Below are 15,652 nucleotides of genomic sequence, written 5' to 3' on the forward strand. Positions count from 1 at the left end.
TCCCATTTTAGTTGAAATCAAACCCGCCAGCTTCGCCTAAACTCATGCTCTCATAAGCCGCATCCACATAGCTGTTGCGGATCTCGCATTTTAAAACCTTCTCGCATTTCAAGCAACTCGCTACTTGCTTTTCTTCTTGGCATGCTTGTAATTTCAAAAGAGCGTCATTAAAACGCTCTTCATATTCTAATTTTTTAGCGCTATTTTGCATCATTCTCCCTTTAAATATTTTTCTAAAATCTGAGCTTCATGCGGGCTGGCTAAATAGCATTCGCTTTTTTCATGGTAGCTTTCCACGCTTTGTTCTAGCAAACGCTTTTTAACCCCTTTATCAAAATAAAACGCTTCCCCTTTAGCTTTTTCAATGATCAAGGCTAAAGGAAAGACTTCAAAAAGCTTTCGCAATTTCTTTTGCGGGTAGGAAAACATTCCGCCTTTTTTAACCAACACATGATGGACATCAGCCACCATAGATCCTGAATATCGCAAGCGGTAATTTTCTGCAAAAAACTCTTCTAAAGCCTTTTTTAAGCCCAAAGAAAAATCCTTTTGATTGCCTCCGCTAGCGACGATCTTACCCTTATTTTCTAAAACAATGGTTTCTATAAAATGAAACTTGTTTTGATAAAAAGCGTAACGATAAACCTTGTCTAAAGCCACCACTAATTCAATTTTATGCCCAAAAACCACATAAAGGCTTGCGACTAGATTTTGCGCCTTATAATCCTTTTCATAAACCCCTATAATCGTGCCTACTAAGAAATTCGCCTCCATGACTGAACTCCCGTCTAGTGGGTCATAAGCGATCAAATAAGAGCCGTTTTCTTTAGTAACAGGCGTTTCTTTTTCTTCGCTAAAAACGCTTTTGATGTTTTCTAAACTCAAAAAATTTTCTTCTAAAAATTTGTCTAGGGCTAAATCCGCTTTAATAGGCGTATCCCCACTGCTGTTTTCTAACTTAGTGTAACTCCCAGCGTCCGGCTTTTCTAAAATTTCTTGGGCTTTTTTAACCCCTTTTTCTAAAAGACTGATGATTTCTATAACGATGTTTGCATGCTTGCCTTTAAAATGTTTGTAATCCATAAAAACCCTTTTATGATTTGATTAAAGATGCTAATATTTTACTTGAAAACATTGGAAATAGGGAAGTATTTTGAAAGTAGCTCCGAGCCTTTTGAGCGCTGATTTTATGCATTTAGCCAAAGAGATAGAGAGCGTGAGTAACGCTGATTTTTTGCATGTGGATGTGATGGATGGGCATTATGTGCCTAATTTAACGATGGGGCCTGTGGTTTTAGAGAACGTTACTCAAATGAGTCAAGTGCCTTTAGATGTGCATTTAATGGTAGAAAACGCGAGCTTTTTTGTGGGATTGTTCGCTCCTTTAAAACCGCAAATCATCAGCATTCATGCAGAAAATGAAAAACACCCCCACAGGGTGTTGCAACTCATTAAAAATTCAGGCATCACGCCAGGAATTGTTCTAAACCCCCACACGCATGAAGAGAGCGTTAAATACTTGCTAGAAAGCGTGGGGCTAGTGCTTTTAATGAGCGTGAATCCAGGCTTTGGTGGGCAGAAGTTTTTAGATCTGGTGCTAGAAAAATGCCTGAAAGTCAAGGAATTGATTAAGCGCTACAACCCTAGCTGCCTTTTAGAAGTGGATGGGGGCGTGAATGATAAAAATATCTTTGAACTCCAACAAGCGGGCGTGGATGTGGTGGTTTCAGGGAGTTATATTTTTAAATCCAAAGATCGTAAGCTGGCTATTGAAGGCTTACAGAATGCCAATAAATCTCTTGCATAAAGACATTCAAGCCCTAATCGCTCGCTTAAAGCACCAGGATTTAAGCTTAAGCATGCTAGAAAAATCGCTCTCTCGCCTTATTTATGATGAAATCAATTTGGAATATTTAAAAGCGTGCGGGCTTAATTTCATAGAAACGAGCGAAAATTTAATCACGCTCAAAAACCTTAAAACCCCCCTTAAAGATGAGGTTTTTTCCTTTATTGATTTAGAAACCACCGGCTCTTGCCCCCTAAAACATGAGATCTTAGAAATTGGGGCCGTGCAAGTGAGGGGGGGGGAAATTATCAATCGTTTTGAAACCCTTGTGAAAGTCAAAAGCGTGCCTGATTATATCGCTGAGCTTACAGGCATCGCTTATGAAGACACCCTAAACGCCCCAAGCGCGCATGAAGCTTTGCAAGAACTGCGGCTTTTTTTAGGCAATAGCGTGTTTGTGGCCCACAACGCTAATTTTGATTACAACTTTTTAGGGCGTTATTTTGTAGAAAAATTGCATTGCCCCTTATTGAATTTAAAGCTTTGCACTTTGGATTTATCCAAACGCGCCATTTTGTCCATGCGTTATTCTTTGAGCTTTTTAAAAGAGCTTTTAGGGTTTGGCATAGAAGTCAGCCACAGAGCCTATGCGGACGCTTTAGCGAGCTATAAACTCTTTGAAATATGCCTATTAAACTTGCCCAGTTACATCAAAACCACAATGGATTTGATTGATTTTTCCAAATGCGCTAACACCTTGATCAAAAGACCCCCAAGATCCAAATACCAAGAGATCCCATCGCCGTTTTCTCTTTTTGAGAGGACAAAGGGTTTGTTAAATATCATAAAAGCGACCAGTTAAACGAAAGCTGTTTAATGGGGCTTGATAGGGCTAGGATTTTATTGTTTTTGTTCTTTGAGAATATCGCATGCTTCTTTTAACCCTAATTCGCAACTCTTTTTAAGGTTTTCTGTCGTTTGCTTTTCGTCCTTTGCTACGCCTTTACCCTCATTATAAAACGCTGCTAGAGCGTAACACCCTTTAGCATCGTTCAATTCACAAGCTTTAGAATAATATCCAAAAGCTTTTTTAAGATCTTGCGTTACACTTTCACCAAGAAAATAATCTCCTCCTAATTTAGAACACCCTTCACCATTATTTAATTCGCAAGCTTTAGAGTAATATTCTAAAGCATTTTTAAGATCGTTTGCATTAAAATAAAACTCTGCTAAGTCCTTGCATTTTTTAGCATCGTTTGATTTGCAAGCTTTAGCAGTAGCGGTGTGTTCAAGAGCTTTTTCAATGCTTTCTCTTGCACTTCCTTTTAGGATGACTTTAGAATAAGCCTCTCTTAAGATCGCACAACCATCAGCATCGTGTAATCCGCAAGCTTTTTCAAAGTATTCCTTAGCCCTAGTGAAATCTTTATCCGTGTAAATAGTTATACCTAAAAATATAAGCTCTTTAGGGTTTGACTCTGCCATTAACCCCCCTAAACACAACGCCCCCAAACACAAAACCCTAAAAACCGCTTTTTTGACACCCCTTAACATGACGCATTCCCTTTTGTTAAAATATAAGATTCTATTGTAATTGATATTGATAGCTAAAATCTTTTAATGTTTAAAAAACGGGAACTTGATTATTTTATTTTAAACTCATGAAAGGATAGGGGTTATTCGCGACACCCTACCCCACAATATCCAGCAAATGCTCTTCATGCCACAATTCAATTTCTTCTTCTTCCAAGCCAAACGCCTTAGCCCTTTGGCTGTTTGGATAGCGGTTTTTAGAGCCTTCTTTAGGGTCTTTATCGCTAATGGCTTGCATGTTTTCTAACGCCCTTGTTTCTTGGGCTAATTCAAGCTTACTTTGAAAGCTTTGCGCTAAATCCAACATATCACTTCTTGCACCCTGTTGGATAGCAGAATTTAAAGGAGCGTTTTGGTTGATATAAGTTACATTGCCTAAAGCTGAAACACCCATGCTAACCTCCTTAAGTGTTTAAGTGTCCTTTAGACTAATAGTTCGGTATTTTGAGTAAATGACATTAGCTCCTTTGATGATTTTGACAAATTTTCGTTGCGTGTAGTCAATTTCGTAACTATTAAACACATCTTTTTGCATTTTAATCAACATTTTGGCTAATTCCATAATGACCTCATCTTTAGGCGTGTTCTTTTGGCAAAAAACGATCAAATGCGATCCAGGAATATCTCGCACATGCATCCATAAATCATTCGCCCTTGCGTCTTGTAAGAGTTTGATATTTTCTTTTTGGTTTTTCCCTAAACCGATTTTAAAATCCTTATAATACAGCACTTCATACCCGCTCATCGGGCGTTTGATTTTAGAATTTTTAAAGGGAATAAACATTTCTAAAACGCTTTCTTCTTGCGCTCCTTTAACATAGTTGATTTGATTTTCTTTGAAGGCGATTTTTTCTTTTAGATTCTCTTCTTCTAAATACAAGAATTGCGATTTTTGTTTCTTTTTTTTGCTGAGAGTGAATTTTTTATTGATAAAAGCGTTTAAGGGCATGCTCTTATCAATTTCAATTGCGCATTCTTTATCTTCAAAATCCTTTAAAACCACGCGACTTTCATGCTTATGGATTAAATGCTGGTAAGTGAGCAACAATGAGGCTTGAGTTTGCAATTCTTTCGCTTCCAATTGTAAATTTTTAGGATCTTCTAATTTTTCTAATTTTTCTTTCAAGCGTTCTTTTTGGGCGTTTAATCGCTTGATGATTTGATTTTTTTTGTGTTCTAATTCTTTGTGTTGGTAAAATAAAAAATCTTTTTCTAAAATTTCTAACAATCCCTTAAAATCCAAATTCTCTTCTTGATGCTCGTAAATATTAGGAGGCAATGCCCCTAAAATATCGTTTTTAGCGACCCTGTCATTAAAACGAAAGGCCTCTATCACGCATTTTTCTTTATCTAAAATCATGAGATTGGCTTTTTTAGGGATCATTTCTAAACGCAAAATAAAATTTTCACTCTTATAAGCCAAATCTTTAGCGCCTGTGATTTCTAAAATCCGATCGTTATCAATGATGTTTGCTTGTAAGATTTTGGCGTTTTTAGTGAATTTATTCAAACAAAAATCTAACGCTAGGGTGTTTTTTAAAACGCTCTCTGGGGGTTTTTTTGACAAACCAATATAAGGCGCATTCAAATCTACAACAAAGGCGTGTTTGTCTTTAGAAAAAGTTTCCAATAAAAAACCAGATGCATTCAAGCGTTTGAGGTTAAAATGCGTTTGAGCGTTTAAAAATTCGCTGAATTTCTTTAAAAGAAAAAATTTCATTCTTGCGCCTTTAATTTTTCCTTAGCGAAAGAGATCGCGCTCTCTATGTTTTCGCTCCCCCCTATCATGCGCGCGATTTCTAAAACCCTTTCTTCGTTATTAAGGGTTTTTGCAAGGCTTTTGTGGTTTTCTTTGAAGACTAAAATGTGGTTTTTAGCAACGGCTGGGATATGGACTTGGTGCGAAATGGCAAAGATTTGTGAATGGCTGCTCAAGGTTTCAAGGGCTTTAGAGACCGCTAAACTCTCTTCGCCGCTCAAATTGGAATCCATTTCATCTAACACCAACACGCCTTTAAAATCCTTTAAAAACTCCATTTCTAAAAGCATGAACGCCAGCCTCAAACGGCTGTATTCTCCAGAGCTTAAAGTTTCTAATTGGGAATTTTGTAAATGTAAAACGAGTTTTTGAGTGCCTTTTTCGCTCATGGGGGCTTCTTCTAAGATCAAACTAGGGCTTTTTAGGAGCAAATCTTTAGCCTTAACGCTTAAAAGAGCGTTAAAACCGGCTAAATACTCTTTTCTAAAGCCGCTTATTTCTTCGCACAATTTCAAGCATTCGGCTTTCAATCGCTCTATTTCTTTGTGGTAAGTTTCGCAATAATGGTCAATTTCTTTTAGGTTATGCAATTCGTTTTTAACATGCCCTAATCGTTCTTTAGCATGTGCAATGCTCCCGTAATCCTTAATGATCCCACTCAGCATGCCAAGCCTTTCTAGCACTTTTTCAATATCCAAACGCTCGCACTCTTCTAATTTAGCCTGCTCTTTTTCCAACAGAGCGCTCGCTTCTAACAAAGCGCTTTTTAAAAATTCAGCGCTATGGCCCACGCTCTCTAAAGCATGCGTGATTTTATGGGTATTTTCTAGCACCTCTAACGCCAGAGCGATCTTATCGTTCAATTTTTCCTTACTGGAGAGCAATTTTTTTTGCTCTAAAAGGCGTTCGTATTCGTCTTCTTTTAAATCCAGCCTCTCTAATTTCATTTTTTCAAAATTCAATCGTTCTTCTAAATCCTTTTGGAAACGCTTTTTATCCTCTAATAACCGCCTTTCTTTTTCTAGCTTTTCTAAGCGGGTGAATTTTTCTTCAAGCACGCCTAAAAGGGGGCTAAACGCCTTGTTTTCGTTTTTAATATAGCCATCTAGTAAGGAAAGCATTAAAATATCATTGAGTTCATTCTGGCTGAATCTATCGTTAGATAAGCGTTTGATCAAACCTTTTAATAACGCTTTGAGCGTGTTTTTAGACAGGCTTGTTTGGTTTAAAAAATAGCGCGTTTTTTCTTTTTTAATCACGCTGATGACTAAAGGTTCGTGGTTATCTTCTCTAAAAATGCCGTATTCTTCCGTGTCTAAAAAAGGCGCGATCAATTCTACTTCAATGTTTGAAGCGTTGCTCTCTTTAAGCCCAAACGCCCCTAAAAGGCTCGCAATAAGAACGCTTTTTCCCACCCCACTAGCCCCACTAATCGCGCTCAAGCCGTCTTTAAACTCCAAATCCAATTTTTCAAAAACAGCGTTTTGACGCACTTTTAAGCGTGTGATTTGAGCGTTATTAAAATCTCGCATGTTTTACCCTCTTTATCTTTTTTTGCTAGGGCTTTCCCCCCATAAGAGCTTTTCTTTAAGCACTTTAAAATAATCCCTTGAATTTTTTTGTAAGAGCTTGGTGGTCGTGGGGCTTTTTTGAATGTATAGGGGTTGGTTGGCTTTTAAATCATAGGTGGCTTGCCCATCAATGACCACAAGAGCGTCTTCATGAGCACAAAAATTCAAACAAAATTCCGCTCCTAACACTAAAGGGCGTTGCGTTAAAGAAAAATCGCACAAGGGCGTTAAAATATAGCTCTGGCTTAAAGCATGCACAATCGGCCCATGAGCGCTCAAATTATAAGCGGTTGAGCCTAGGGGCGTGGCAATGATAAGCCCATCGCCTTTATAGGTGTTAAAGGGCGTATGGCCTGCACACGCTTTGATGTCTAAAACCCCTAAAGCTTTTTTTTTAGCGATCACGATTTCATTGATCGCATAAAAAGAGATTTTTCCAATACGGCCCTCTAAAGCCAGATGCTCTTCTAATTTGATCCTATCTTGCTTGAGATCTTGTAAGAAATCTTTCAAGTCGTTCAATTCAACCGCGCTCAAAAACCCTAAATTCCCAATTCTCACCCCAAAACATGGCTTATTGTAAGAATGCGTCATTCTTAACGCCCCTAAAATCGTGCCATCGCCCCCTAAACACAAAAACGCATCAGCTTTTTCTATCAATCGTTCATCTTTTGCCCCATCAAGGCTATCAACCATAAAGCTTTCAAACCCCTCATCTTCTAAAAGCTTTAAAACCCATTCTTTAGCCTGCTCTAGCTCCTTAAAAAGGGGGTTTTGATAATGGGTAGGCCGCACAAACACGCCGATAGTTTGATGTGAATCTTTCATGCGTATATTGTAGCTTAAAGCTTGAAACAAAATTTTAAAAAAGAGGGTTTTAGCCGCTTTTTTATCATCTTATGTAAAACTCTTAAAAGTTTTTATTGTGGTTAATGTTTCATTTTTTAAACTTTTTTAATTATTTTTTGGGTATTCTTTTTAAGAATGTAAACATCATGTTAAGGAATCACACATGAAAAAATTTTTTTCTCAATCTTTGTTAGCTTTGATTGTTTCTATGAACGCGCTATTAGCCATGGATGGCAATGGCGTTTTTTTAGGGGCGGGTTATTTGCAAGGGCAAGCCCAAATGCATGCGGATATTAATTCTCAAAAACAAGCCACTAACGCTACTATCAAGGGCTTTGACGCGCTTTTAGGGTATCAGTTTTTCTTTGGGAAATACTTTGGCTTGCGTGCTTATGGGTTTTTTGACTACGCCCATGCCAATTCTATTAGGCTTAAAAATCCTAATTATAACAGCGAAGTGGCGCAATTGGCGGGTCAAATTCTTGGGAAACAGGAAATCAATCGTTTAACGAGTCTCGCCGCTCCCAAAACCTTTGAACCAAACATGCTCACTTATGGGGGGGCTATGGATGTGATGGTTAATGTCATCAATAACGGCATCATGAGTTTGGGGGCTTTTGGTGGGGTGCAATTAGCCGGCAATTCATGGCTTATGGCGACACCGAGCTTTGAGGGCATTTTAGTGGAACAAGCCCTTGTGAGTAAAAAAGCCACTTCTTTCCAATTTTTATTCAATGTGGGGGCTCGCTTAAGGATCTTAAAGCATTCCAGCATTGAAGCGGGCGTGAAATTCCCCATGTTAAAGAAAAACCCCTATATCACCGCTAAAAATTTGGATATAGGGTTTAGGCGCGTGTATTCATGGTATGTGAATTACGTGTTCACTTTCTAGGGGCGCGTCCCTAGAGCTCAAGCACGCTCTCAATGATTTTAATCAGTTCTTCTTTTCTTTTTTCTAAGCTTTTGGGCGTCCATTCTGTGTATTGCGCAACATCTATGGTCATCTTATAACAAGTCATCACCTTAAAAGTTTCTTCCCTACCTCGCTTGTCCTTACCTAGCTTGACAGCGTGTCCCATATAGATTTCTTTTTTCTCTTTGAAATCTTGGTTTAAAACTTGGCTTAAAGCTTTGGTGTTTTTCTTGCCCCCTAAAAGCGTGAGGTTGGCTAAAGAATGCGTGTATAATCCTCTTTCTTCTTCGCTAAAGTCTTTCACCCATTGGCTTGAAGGATCGGGGTTTTGGGGCAAAATGCGTTCAACATGCAAATCGTCATCCATTTTTAATATAAGCGGGGTTGGCGTTATCGCTCATGAAATATTCCACTAAAATGAGAATGGGTTTGACCCATGAATTTTTTTTAGCCGTTTTACCAGTGCAGTAGAATTTCGTGTATAAGTTGCTGTCTTTTAGATTGTCCTTAAAGCGTTGCGTGATATTTTTATCATCTAAATATTTTTTTACAACAATAGAAGCGATGTATCTTACGCTTTTCTTTTCTTTCAAGGCATCAATGATATTGCAACAAGTTTGGCTGCGTGTGGATCTTGTCTGCCCTGCAACCCAATCTTGGTAGTAAAACTTGACCAACAACTCCTTTAAAGCCTCTATGTCTTGATCGCTATAGCGGTGTAACAAACTGGTGCACAAAATAACACGCAAATAATCATCATCTTTATACGAGAGCAAGTAAGCGTGTCGGTCTTGCATTCCTAACATCTCACCATAAGCGTTGTAAAAATCTTCTACGCCCTTAAGGTATTCTAATGGGGTTTTGTTAAGCTTGTTAAACCAAGTAACGAGCCTTTTTTCCATTTTTTCTTTAGAAGTTACCGGATTGAGATAGGTTAAATACCAGCTGAATAAGGTTTCTATTTTTAAATCATTATCTGAACATTTTTGGCTTAAATCATTCCAATGAGACACAAATTCTTCTCGCTCATGCTCTTTAGCGTGTTTTAACAATTCTCCCTTAAAAATATCCGTCGCATTCAAAGCCAAACCTCTAGCGTTTAAAACATTAAAAATCCTTAACGCTTTGTCTGCATCAGGGCAAGTGATGGTGATAAAGACGACCCTAAGATACAGCCACTCAATGAAATCGTTAATGTCTTCAATCTCTTTTTTCCTGAGATAGTTTTTTAAACAAACCGCATTTTTTAAGTAATTGTTTTCATCATTTTTACTTACATGATGAGGGTCATCAAAAAAATCTAATGCATCTTGAAAATCATATTCAGCGTTAGACCCTATAGTGTTAAAACTCAGTCGTTTTCTTTCTGTATGCCTATCTTTCCAACCCTCTTGTAAATGTTCTAAATTCTTAGGGTCTAAACAATCATTATAAAGATCGGATAAAACTTTTGCCAGCAGAATGAAAGTGCTTAAGCGTTGCTGGCCATCTACAATATCATAGGTTTTGGCTTTTTTAGAATCTTCGCTGATTAGAATTAAAACTAATGAGCCGCAAAAATAATCGCTTTCTCTGTCATCTTCATAATTAAAAAACAAATCGTCTAAAAGCTTTTCGCAGTTTTCTTCTGTCCATTGATAAGGGCGTTGGTAGATAGGGATTTGATAGTAGAGTTCGTCTTTTAAAATATCTCTCAGGTTGAGATCGTTGCTGTCAATTTTTGCCATAAAAACCCCTTGTATAATTTAGGATAGATTATAACATTAAAAAGTGTTTTTTTTTTTTTGAAATATTTCTATGCATTAAAACGCATGGTTTTTGTTAGAATAGACAGAAAGAACCCCTAATTTAGGGGTTTTTGGGGTTTATTTCTTAAAATTTTCCATGGATTTTTTCATATCAATCACATAGCGGAAATTCCCTTGCCCGTTTAAGAGTTTATCCCAAGTCGCATCAATTTCTTGACCGGTAACTAGCTCAATCTCAGGGTAAATGCCATGCTTGACGGAAAAATCCATCATTTCTTGGGTTTCTTTCACGCCCCCAATCCAAGAGCCATAAACCTTATGATTGCCTGAAAACAGCACCAAATCGCCAAAATCCAAATTCCTTTGCGGATCTTTTGGGGGGATACCCACGATCGCCACTTCACCGCCATATTTTAATAATTTCGTGTAGGCGAGCAAGTCATATTGCGTGGGAATGCTAGAAACGATTAGATCAAATTTTTCTTTGCATTCTTCCACGCTTGTATAAAAGTTAGTCGCGCCTAGTTTTTGAGCCATTTGTTTTTTCTTGTCGTTCCTTGCGAACACGCTCACTTGCGCTCCCATAGCCACGGCGTATTTTAAAGCCATATGCCCCAACCCGCCAAAACCAGCGATACCCACTTTAGAGCCTTTAGTAACTTTAGAAAATTTTAAAGGCGAATACACGGTGATGCCCGCGCAAAGCAAGGGGGCTGCCTTGTCTAATGGGGCTTCTTTAGGGATAGAAATCACAAAGTTTTCGCTCACCACGATATTGTTAGAATACCCGCCATAAGTAGGCTTATTATTGTGGAAAGAATCTTCCCAGCTGTAAGTGTAAATGGTTTTGTTGTTTTCGCACCATTGTTCTTGGTGTTCATGCTTACAAGTATGACACTCACCGCAAGAATTTACCATACAGCCCACTCCAGCGTGATCGCCTACTTTAAACTTCGTTACTTTAGAGCCAACCGCGCTCACTACCCCAGCAATCTCATGCCCAGGCACCATAGGATAAATTCCAGGCAACCAATCGCTATGAGCGAAGTGAATATCCGTATGACAAATTCCTGAAAAATGGGTGTCAATGACAACATCGTATTCGCCCATGGCATGGCGGCTATGCTCCCATTCGTGGAATTTCCCGTCTTTGCTGTCTATCACAAAACCTTTAAAAGGCACTCGTTGGCTGTTACAATTGCAAGCGTTATGCATAAAAACTCCTTAAAACATCAAAGTATCATTCAGTCTTATTTGTAGTTTTAACAACAAGGAAAAAAAGGATTTTTGTGTGTTTCTGTAACCGTCAAACAGGTTCAAAAGAAGAGTGTTTGTGTGTTTCTGTAACCGTCAAAAATTTAACAAAAACTATTAAAGGCTAAATGTGGAAAGATTTTAAGGGATTTATGCTTAAAGCTTTCTTAAGCTAAAGGAAAACCTTTACCCTAAAGCGGCCTTTAAAACCCTTGCTAAAGCTTATTTTTTTAAAGCTCCTTTAAAACCTCTAAAGGCGATTTGAACGCTAGATTGAACGCCTTAGCGATGCCTTCTTGAGTGATATAGCCGTTATAAGCGCTCAAGCCTCCAAGGGTGTTCGCCACGATTTTAGTGTTGGCTTTTAAAAAACCCTTCAAGCCATGCTCTAAATAATACAACAAATACGGCACGCTCGCATGGCTATAAGCTACAGAGCTTGTTTTAGCGGCAATCCCTGGCATGTTCGGCACGCCATAATGCAACAAATCCTCTTCCACATACACCGGGTTAGAATGGCTTGTCTGGTGTATGGTCTCTATGCACCCCCCTAAATCGCAAGCCACATCTATCACTACCCCTTGTTTTTGCATGTATTTTAAATGCCTTCTTAAGATCACTTTAGGGGTTTGGCTCGCTGTAACTAGCACCGCTCCCACTAGCCCCACTGCCCCATTTAAAGCCTGAATGATATTGGCTTCATTCACGCTTAAAACTTCTAAATCATACAAATGGTAATAGGGGTGGTTTTGCAATTTAGCGTAGTCTAATTCTAAAATCGTTACTTTAGCCCCCATTTGGCTTAAGACTTTCGCGCTCTCCATGCCAACCACACCGCCCCCAACTACGACGATTTTAGCCCTTTGCGCTCCCGATAACCCCCCAAGCATGACCCCCTTACCCATAAACCCCTTAACATGCTCTAAAGCCAATAAATAATGCTGGATTAAATGCGCAGCCAACCTCCCAGCCACCACGCTCATAGGCGCTAAAATAGGGTAGTCGTTTTTAGGCCCGGCAATGGTTTCAGTGCAAATGGAAGTGATTTTTTTATTAATAAACATTTCGCACAAGCTTTTTTGATACGCTAAATCCAAATAACTAAACAGCGTCGCTTTTTCTTTTAACAAAGGGTATTCATGCTCTAAAGGCTCTTTGCATTTGACCACCAAATCCTGCCCCCACGCCGTTTTAGAATCCACGATTTTAGCCCCCACGCTTTCATACGCTTCGTTACTATAACCGCTATTAGTGCCGGCGCTATTTTCAACTAAAACCTCCACGCCCTTTTGAACGATTAGCGCCACATCATCAGGCACTAAAGCCACTCGGGATTCCAAATCCATGCTTTCTTTGACTAGCCCAATAGTCATGTTAATCCTTTAAATAGTAGTGTCAGTTATGATTATATTCGCTCAATAAGACTATTTGAGCGTTTTTCTGTCAAAAATTTGAATGGTTTTACTCTTTTACACAATAAAGTCAATTTTGTTTGTTATTTTCTTATTATTTATTTTGTAATCGTTGGTTGGGATTTAAAATAGAATTCACTTAACGATTAAAGGATGCGTTTATGAAAGACAACACAACCTTAAGCAGGGACATTGGCTTCAACCAATTGATGATGATCGCTTTAGGGGGGACGATTGGCACCGGGCTTTTTGTAGGCACAGGGGGAATATCGCTAGCGCAGGCCCTTTAGCCACGCTTTTAGCGTATTTGATTGGAGGGATTATTGTCTATTCTATTGTTTTATCTTTAGGAGAATTAGCGAGCGTGTATCCCACCACAGGGAGTTTTGGGGATTATGCGAGCCGTTTCATTAACCCAAGCACCGGGTATATGGTCTTTTGGATGTATTGGCTGAGCTGGGTTTTAACCGTGGCCGTGGAATACATCGCCATAGGCTTGCTTATGCAACGATGGTTCCCGACTGTTCCTGTGTATGTGTGGGTCATCGCATGCATTGCGCTTTTATTTCTATTGAATTTCTTTTCGGTTAAAATTTTTGCCACAGGCGAATTTTTGCTCAGCACCATTAAGGTTTTAGCGGTCTTTGTGTTTATTGTGCTTGGGTGCATTGGCATTGTCTATTCGTTTTATTTGCATGGATTTGAAGGCGTGTTTGCTAATTTCTATTTTAATGGGGAGACTCAAGGGCTAGAAAAAGGCTTTTTCCCTAAAGGAGTGGGGGCGTTCTTTGGGGCGATTTTAGCGGTGATTTTTGCTTACACAGGCACAGAGATTATCGGCGTTGCAGCAGGAGAAACTAAAGACGCGAAAAAAGTCATGCCTAAAGCGATTAAGGCGACTTTATGGCGGATCGTGTTTTTCTTTTTAGGGGCGGTGTTTGTGGTATCGGTGTTTTTACCCATGACGGATAGCGGTTTGACGCAAAGCCCTTTTGTGAGCGCTTTAGAAAAAATCCCCTTACCCTTTTTGGGCGTGGGTATCCCTTATGCGGCAGATATTATGAATTTTGTCATTGTCACTGCGATTTTATCCACCGCTAATTCTGGGCTATACGCTTCAGGGAGAATGATTTATGGTTTAAGTCAAAAAAAGATGTTTTTCCCCCTTTTTGCTAAACTTAACGCCTCTGGAACGCCCACTTATGCTTTATATTTATCTTTAGGGGTTACACTTATTGGCATGCTCACCGAAGCGTTTGCGCCAGAAAAAATCATGGCAAGCTTGATCAATGTGGTGAGTTTTATGGTGATTATTGTATGGATCAGCATCAGCGTAGCGCAATACCGCTTCAGGAAAGAGTATCTGGCTTTGGGGAAATCCTTAAAAGATCTGCCTTATAAAGCCCCCCTTAATCCCTTGATCCAAATTATTGGCATCAGCGGGTGCTTGGTGGGGCTTATAGGGGCGTATATGGATGCGAATGAACGCATTGGAGGGTATCTTACGCTAGTGTTTATGGGGCTTTGCTATGGAGCGTATTATTTGAGTAAGGACAAATGGGGCTATCAGCAAGAAAAAGGAATTTAAAGGAGCAATAAAATGATTTTAGTAGGATTAGAAGCGGAGTTAGGAGCGTCAAAAAGAGGTACCGATAAAGGGGTTAGGCGTTTGAGAGAGGTTTTGAGTGCAACGCATGGCGATGTGATTAAAGGCATGCAAACGATCACTCAAGAGCGGTGCGTGCTTTATAAAGAGTTTAGATACGCTAAGAATTTTGAAGATTACTACCTTTTTTGTAAAGAAAATCTGATCCCTTGCATGAAAGAAGTGTTTAAGAAAAAAGAATTCCCTTTGATTTTAAGCTCAGAGCATGCGAACATGTTTGGGATTTTCCAAGCCTTTAGGAGCGTTCATAAAGACAAAAAAATAGGGATTTTGTATTTAGACGCGCATGCGGATATTCATACGGCTTATGACAGCGATACAAAGCACATTCACGGCATGCCTTTAGGCATGGTTTTAAATCGTGTCCGTAGCGGGGTTAATCGCATGAGCGAGAGCGAAGAAAAGGCATGGCAAAAGCTTTGCTCTTTGGGGTTAGAAAAGGGAGGGTTAGAAATTGATCCTAAATGTTTGGTGTATTTTGGGGTAAGAAGCACCGAACAGAGCGAAAGAGATGTGATTAAGGAATTAGAAATCCCCTTATTTAGCGTGGGTGCGATAAGAGAAAACATGCAAGAAGTGGTTCAAAAAACCAAAGAATCATTAAAAGCGGTGGATATTATTTACCTTAGCTTGGATTTAGACATTATGGATGGCAAGCTTTTCACTTCTACCGGCGTGCGTGAAAATAACGGGCTGAGTTTTGATGAGCTCAAGCAATTACTGGGCTTGCTTTTAGAAAGTTTTAAAGACCGATTAGGGGCGGTTGAGGTAACCGAATACAACCCCACGGTGAGTGCTAAACACAATAACGAAGAAGAAAAGCAGGTTTTGGAAATCTTGGATCTCATCATCAAGCGCTGTAAAATTAAAGATGAGAGGCGATCTTTTGCAATGAGTCGCTGATCGCTTTTCAAACCAAACGATAAAAAGTTGAAAAAAGGGGCTGTGTTTAGATGGAAAGTTAAACCGCTTTTAGCGTCAAAGAATGTCTTGTGTGTTTTGAGAACGCACGCAAGCTCATTGTGTGTCAAAAATGGGTATTTTCTACTAAAACCGAGCGAAATCAAAAAAAAAAAAGATTTTCACGGGATTGATAAAAAT

The 15,652-nt window shown here is 39.1% G+C and carries 15 protein-coding genes and 1 pseudogene; 5 read left to right on the forward strand and 11 right to left on the reverse strand.

Annotation, left to right across the window (positions count from 1 at the left end; translation table 11 throughout):
* Positions 1-7: 7 nt before the first annotated feature.
* Together EXS92_RS02670 and EXS92_RS02675 are read right to left on the reverse strand one after the other, a co-directional pair.
* Positions 8-211, reverse strand: coding sequence for a hypothetical protein (locus tag EXS92_RS02670; protein WP_001900028.1), 204 nt, complete (start codon positions 209-211; stop codon positions 8-10).
* Positions 211-1,083: a class 1 fructose-bisphosphatase gene (locus tag EXS92_RS02675; RefSeq protein ID WP_165515462.1), complete on the reverse strand. Its 873-nt coding sequence runs from the start codon at positions 1,081-1,083 to the stop codon at positions 211-213. Before EXS92_RS02675 ends, EXS92_RS02670 begins: the two co-directional genes overlap by 1 nt.
* A 70-nt stretch (positions 1,084-1,153) precedes the next feature.
* Between EXS92_RS02675 and rpe the strand changes: the two genes are divergently transcribed.
* Both rpe and EXS92_RS02685 read left to right on the forward strand, forming a co-directional pair.
* Positions 1,154-1,807, forward strand: coding sequence for a ribulose-phosphate 3-epimerase (gene rpe / locus EXS92_RS02680; protein ID WP_077232572.1), 654 nt, complete (start codon positions 1,154-1,156; stop codon positions 1,805-1,807).
* Complete coding sequence (locus EXS92_RS02685; RefSeq protein WP_165515463.1) at positions 1,785-2,648, forward strand: 3'-5' exonuclease; 864 nt, start codon at positions 1,785-1,787, stop codon at positions 2,646-2,648. Before rpe ends, EXS92_RS02685 begins: the two co-directional genes overlap by 23 nt.
* Before the next feature lie 38 nt (positions 2,649-2,686).
* Here the strand turns inward: EXS92_RS02685 and EXS92_RS02690 are convergent, their stop codons facing one another.
* The 5 genes from EXS92_RS02690 to EXS92_RS02710 form a co-directional block, all read right to left on the reverse strand.
* Positions 2,687-3,340 carry a tetratricopeptide repeat protein gene (locus tag EXS92_RS02690; RefSeq protein ID WP_165515464.1) on the reverse strand — a complete coding sequence of 218 codons (654 nt, stop codon included), beginning with the start codon at positions 3,338-3,340 and terminating at the stop codon, positions 2,687-2,689.
* 136 nt (positions 3,341-3,476) lie between these two features.
* A complete protein-coding gene (locus EXS92_RS02695) occupies positions 3,477-3,773 on the reverse strand; it encodes a hypothetical protein (RefSeq protein ID WP_000539097.1) in 297 nt (98 codons plus the stop codon).
* Between the two features lie 18 nt (positions 3,774-3,791).
* Positions 3,792-5,099: an NFACT family protein gene (locus tag EXS92_RS02700; protein WP_165515465.1), complete on the reverse strand. Its 1,308-nt coding sequence runs from the start codon at positions 5,097-5,099 to the stop codon at positions 3,792-3,794.
* Entirely contained in the window at positions 5,096-6,670 is a 1,575-nt protein-coding gene (locus EXS92_RS02705; RefSeq protein ID WP_165515466.1) for a DNA repair protein RecN, read from the reverse strand. The genes EXS92_RS02700 and EXS92_RS02705 overlap by 4 nt, the downstream gene beginning before the upstream one ends.
* Positions 6,671-6,682: 12 nt before the next feature.
* Positions 6,683-7,537, reverse strand: coding sequence for an NAD(+)/NADH kinase (locus EXS92_RS02710; RefSeq protein ID WP_165515467.1), 855 nt, complete (start codon positions 7,535-7,537; stop codon positions 6,683-6,685).
* 184 nt (positions 7,538-7,721) lie between these two features.
* Here EXS92_RS02710 and EXS92_RS02715 point away from each other — a divergent pair, with 184 nt between their 5' ends.
* Positions 7,722-8,450: an outer membrane protein gene (locus tag EXS92_RS02715; protein WP_165515468.1), complete on the forward strand. Its 729-nt coding sequence runs from the start codon at positions 7,722-7,724 to the stop codon at positions 8,448-8,450.
* A gap of 10 nt (positions 8,451-8,460) precedes the next feature.
* On the opposite strand, the gene EXS92_RS08175 is transcribed toward EXS92_RS02715, so the two are convergent.
* The 4 genes from EXS92_RS08175 to EXS92_RS02730 form a co-directional block, all read right to left on the reverse strand.
* A complete protein-coding gene (locus EXS92_RS08175; RefSeq protein ID WP_425251216.1) occupies positions 8,461-8,826 on the reverse strand; it encodes an HNH endonuclease family protein in 366 nt (121 codons plus the stop codon).
* A 4-nt stretch (positions 8,827-8,830) separates the two neighbouring features.
* A complete protein-coding gene (locus EXS92_RS02720) occupies positions 8,831-10,198 on the reverse strand; it encodes a DUF262 domain-containing protein (protein WP_425251217.1) in 1,368 nt (455 codons plus the stop codon).
* A 138-nt stretch (positions 10,199-10,336) separates the two neighbouring features.
* The gene (locus EXS92_RS02725; RefSeq protein WP_165515469.1) at positions 10,337-11,434 is read right to left on the reverse strand and encodes an NAD(P)-dependent alcohol dehydrogenase; all 1,098 of its coding nucleotides are present in this window, start codon (positions 11,432-11,434) and stop codon (positions 10,337-10,339) included.
* A 269-nt stretch (positions 11,435-11,703) separates the two neighbouring features.
* Positions 11,704-12,846, reverse strand: coding sequence for an alanine dehydrogenase (locus EXS92_RS02730; protein ID WP_165515470.1), 1,143 nt, complete (start codon positions 12,844-12,846; stop codon positions 11,704-11,706).
* A gap of 200 nt (positions 12,847-13,046) precedes the next feature.
* On the opposite strand from EXS92_RS02730, the pseudogene EXS92_RS02735 reads away from it, so the two are divergent.
* Together EXS92_RS02735 and rocF are read left to right on the forward strand one after the other, a co-directional pair.
* A pseudogene (locus EXS92_RS02735) lies at positions 13,047-14,473 on the forward strand (amino acid permease).
* 12 nt (positions 14,474-14,485) lie between these two features.
* Positions 14,486-15,454 carry an arginase gene (gene rocF, locus EXS92_RS02740; protein ID WP_165515471.1) on the forward strand — a complete coding sequence of 323 codons (969 nt, stop codon included), beginning with the start codon at positions 14,486-14,488 and terminating at the stop codon, positions 15,452-15,454.
* Positions 15,455-15,652 lie beyond the last annotated feature (198 nt).

It is taken from the genome of Helicobacter pylori (assembly GCF_011175115.1).
GTDB classification, from domain to species: Bacteria; Campylobacterota; Campylobacteria; order Campylobacterales; family Helicobacteraceae; genus Helicobacter; species Helicobacter pylori_DF.

What these genes read in the sequence shown, in the direction of transcription:
- EXS92_RS02670 (WP_001900028.1), bottom strand. Translation starts at nt 211, where the DNA reads ATGCAAAATAGCGCTAAAAAATTAGAATATGAAGAGCGTTTTAATGAC.
- EXS92_RS02675 (WP_165515462.1), bottom strand. Translation starts at nt 1,083, where the DNA reads ATGGATTACAAACATTTTAAAGGCAAGCATGCAAACATCGTTATAGAA.
- EXS92_RS02685 (WP_165515463.1), top strand. Translation starts at nt 1,785, where the DNA reads ATGCCAATAAATCTCTTGCATAAAGACATTCAAGCCCTAATCGCTCGC.
- EXS92_RS02690 (WP_165515464.1), bottom strand. Translation starts at nt 3,340, where the DNA reads ATGTTAAGGGGTGTCAAAAAAGCGGTTTTTAGGGTTTTGTGTTTGGGG.
- EXS92_RS02695 (WP_000539097.1), bottom strand. Translation starts at nt 3,773, where the DNA reads ATGGGTGTTTCAGCTTTAGGCAATGTAACTTATATCAACCAAAACGCT.
- EXS92_RS02700 (WP_165515465.1), bottom strand. Translation starts at nt 5,099, where the DNA reads ATGAAATTTTTTCTTTTAAAGAAATTCAGCGAATTTTTAAACGCTCAA.
- EXS92_RS02705 (WP_165515466.1), bottom strand. Translation starts at nt 6,670, where the DNA reads ATGCGAGATTTTAATAACGCTCAAATCACACGCTTAAAAGTGCGTCAA.
- EXS92_RS02710 (WP_165515467.1), bottom strand. Translation starts at nt 7,537, where the DNA reads ATGAAAGATTCACATCAAACTATCGGCGTGTTTGTGCGGCCTACCCAT.
- EXS92_RS02715 (WP_165515468.1), top strand. Translation starts at nt 7,722, where the DNA reads ATGAAAAAATTTTTTTCTCAATCTTTGTTAGCTTTGATTGTTTCTATG.
- EXS92_RS02720 (WP_425251217.1), bottom strand. Translation starts at nt 10,198, where the DNA reads ATGGCAAAAATTGACAGCAACGATCTCAACCTGAGAGATATTTTAAAA.
- EXS92_RS02725 (WP_165515469.1), bottom strand. Translation starts at nt 11,434, where the DNA reads ATGCATAACGCTTGCAATTGTAACAGCCAACGAGTGCCTTTTAAAGGT.
- EXS92_RS02730 (WP_165515470.1), bottom strand. Translation starts at nt 12,846, where the DNA reads ATGACTATTGGGCTAGTCAAAGAAAGCATGGATTTGGAATCCCGAGTG.
- rocF (WP_165515471.1), top strand. Translation starts at nt 14,486, where the DNA reads ATGATTTTAGTAGGATTAGAAGCGGAGTTAGGAGCGTCAAAAAGAGGT.